The sequence below is a fragment of the Mucilaginibacter sp. genome (genome assembly GCF_036383575.1).
Lineage (GTDB): Bacteria > Bacteroidota > Bacteroidia > Sphingobacteriales > Sphingobacteriaceae > Mucilaginibacter.
In genome coordinates this window covers 1-3,637 of sequence record NZ_DASVOB010000359.1, presented here as the reverse complement: position 1 = coordinate 3,637, position 3,637 = coordinate 1, and the positions used below count along the sequence as shown (strand labels likewise).

The following is a 3,637-nucleotide window of genomic DNA, read 5'->3' as shown; positions in this document are numbered from 1 at the left end:
CTGATCGAACGCTTTTACCAGGGCGTAAAATTTAATAGCTGGGGCGACAGGTATCGGCACGAGCTACGGTGGCTGTATCGCTTATTGAAGGTTTTCGGCACCTTATGGTTGTTGTGGATCCCTTATACTGCCATCGACTATTTTTATTACCATAATGCATCAGGTCTTTATACTTATTATCCTTTATATCTCCTTTTTACGGTAATGATGATCTGGATTGCAGCCGCGGTTTTTTCTAAGCCAGAAACTACTGCTCCTGTCTTGGTGCCGGCTATTTCAAAGCCATCGCCTTCAGTGGCGATGAAAGAAAAAGGCAGCTGGCTGAAGAGAGCCATGGAAGAGCATCGGTTTTACCAGGACCCGGAATTGAGCTTGAAGACACTGGCCGAAAAGCTGGACCTGCATCCACACGAATTATCCCGGATCATTAATGTGACACTCAGGAAAAACTTCAATGATTTTATCAATGAATATCGAATAAGGGAGGTGGTGCAGAAAATGCAGGACCCTGCTTACGACCGGTTAACATTGCTGGGCATTGCATTTGACACCGGCTTCAATTCCAAATCAACTTTTAACCGCACTTTTCGGGAAATGACCGGGAAAAGCCCCGCTGAATATAAAAGCGAGCTGAAAAAAGGAGGCCCATCTTATCATTTGAGACCTTATTCCCGTTCTGCGGCGATAATTTCGTATCAGGAAGCCACCTCAAACTGGCCTTCCAAGAAATTAAACCGCAATTATATGTTTAGGAATTATATCAAAATAGCATGGCGTAACCTGGTACGCCAGAGGCTTTATAGTCTGATCAATATCTCGGGGCTGGCAGTAGGTTTAGCCGTATGCATGCTCATTATGCTGTATGTGGCGCATGAACATAGTTATGATCGTTTTCATAAAAATGCAGATCGCATATTCAAGCCCTATGCGGAGATGAAGATAAACGGCAATACGATGAACCTTGACCAAATGAGTTATGCATCCGGGCCGATCATCAAACAGTCGCAACCGGCTGTGGAAGATTACATGCGTACCATGCATTATTTTATGTCGTCGGTTGTTATCAGTAACCCTTCGCAGCCCGAACGGAAGTTTGCCGAAAATAAGTTAGTGTTTGCCGACGCCGGTTTCTTCAGCTTCTTCTCCTTTAAATTATTATCAGGACAAGCCTCACAGGTTTTATCCGCACCTTTTTCGGTGGTTATATCACAGGCCATGTCAAAAAAATATTTTGGGAATGAAGATCCGGTTGGCAAACTGCTTACGATCAGGACAGACAGCGCCTATACTTACCAGGTAACCGGCGTTGCCGAAAACTGCCCTTCCAATTCTACTATTGAGTATAATTTCGTTGCATCCAACAGCGGCTTTATCACCACTAAAGCCGCTAAAAAATTTATTGGCGAGCAGAAGGTAGGCGGGGGGCTTTTCGATATTTATCTTTTGCTGAGGCACCCTACAGATACAGCGATGCTGAAACGTGGTCTCCAATCGCTCTACGCCGGCAAAAGCACCGAGCCGGAGATAAAATTCTCGATATTCCCGCTGGTGGACCGGCACTTGAAAAGATCATATGACAATTCTAATTTTAAATACCTTACCATATTCCCCCTGATCGCCTTATTGATACTTTTACTCGCTTTGTTCAATTACATGAGCCTCTCCACCGCCAGGGCTACGTTGCGGGCAAAAGAAATCGGGATCCGGAAAGTATCAGGTGCCAGCCGTAAAAGCATCGCATTGCAATTCTACATTGAATCGGCCATCTTTTCGGTTGTATCTTTTTTATTGGGATACGTATTGTGTTACCTGTTTAAACCGGTGCTTTTTAATATACTGCAGCTGCAAATTGATGACGCTTTCTTTTATAGCCCGCTGATCTTATCTCTTTTACTTGGATTACTGGTATTTACGATCTTGGTAGCAGGCAGCTATCCGTCGTTGGTATTGTCGGCCTTTAAGCCGGCTATTACCCTTAAGGGGAAGATGAGCAAGCAATCGGGCGGGGTTATTATCCGGAAGGTATTTACGACCCTGCAATTCTCCATATCCGTAGGGTTGATCATTTGTGGTATTGTGATAGACAGGCAGCTTTACTTTTTCAGGCATACGGAAACAGGCGTGGACCGCGATAACGTGGTTATGATACCGGTTGGCAGTAACTTTAAAGGTTACCCCGCTTTTAAGCATGAGATCATGTCGCTACCCGGTATAACTAATGCGGCTTCCTCACGTTACGGCATGTTCAGTAATTATGATATGATCGGGATAAGCGGCAATACCAAAGATGAAACAGTGATGCTTCCTTTTTTAACTGTCGACAAAAATTTCTTTTCTATTTTGGGATTGAAATGGAAACATCCGCCTTTGCAGGGCCGCGAGCTGGAAATAGGGCAAAAAGTATTGCTCAATGAACTGGCAGCAGAAAAACTACATTTACCAGTTAACCCGGTGGGGAGCTTCATTAACACCGGGGCGAAAAATATTGAAGTAGCCGGTGTAATAAAGAACTTCAATTTTGGATCGCTGGAAGACCAGATCCAGCCTCTGGGGCTTTTTGTAACGCCGGATACAGCAAAATCATGGACACTTGAATCGAGGAGCCGTTACCTTTTCGCAAAAATAAAACCGCATACCAATTTACCCACACTGCTTGGTTCGATGCAAAGCATTTTTAAAAAGTATGATGCTGATACGCCATTCGATTATACTTTTATGGATGATGCTTTTAATGCACGGTACAAGGCTGAAGATAAGCTGGCGGCTATTTTTAGCATTTTTACCGTGATCACCATCGTATTGGCAGCTATGGGGTTGTTCGGGCTGGCGGCATTTACTACAGAACAACGTACCAAAGAAATTGGTATACGCAAGGTTTTAGGAGCAAGCATTTCATCAATTAACGGGCTGTTATCCAGAGACTTCTTGAAGCTTGTCCTGCTATCTGTTATTCTGTCCTCACCGATAGCCTGGTGGGCTATGCACAACTGGTTACAGGGCTTTGCTTACCGCATTCCTATTCAATGGTGGATGTTTGGATCAGCTGGATTGTTAGCCGTCATTGTTGCAGCTGTAACTGTTAGTTATCATGCCATAAAAGCGGCTATGGCTAACCCGGTGAAGAGTTTGAGGAGTGAGTAAGTGGTAAGTTAGCTGATTGTTCCGGAATAGCATTGTCTTAGAGGCTGTTTAAAAACGAATCGAAAGTTTTTTGTAGAGACGCATCACATGCGTCTCCCGGCGGACAGGCCGATTCAAAAGGCTTCTAATCTCGTCGGAAATTGCGCGCGGGAGACGCATCATATGCGTCTCTACACTTAAAAGCAATCAAGTTGATCACCCTTGGTGTTGTGTTACCTATGAATTGAAATTTAGCCGATAATATTTGTACAAAAAGGGGGTTAACACATTTTTGACATAAAAACAATCAACTACCTGATTATTAATTACATATACAGATGTTAACCCTAAATTATGTTAACCCTGTTAACCCCCTTGACCCGTCCTGAAATAGCTATACAGATTTGAGAGTAAATCCTATTCTAACTATACAAGATTCTGTTAATCCTGTATACGCTATACAGGTTTTTTTTTTAAAGATAGTTATTTAATAACTTGTTGTTTGTTTGCCGGGACT

General features: G+C 43.3%; 1 protein-coding gene. It reads left to right on the top strand.

Annotated elements, in window-relative coordinates; genetic code table 11:
• On the top strand, positions 1–3,141 hold a 3,141-nt coding region (locus tag VF500_RS12460), incomplete at its 5' end, for an ABC transporter permease (protein ID WP_330859983.1).
• Positions 3,142–3,637: the final 496 nt, after the last annotated feature.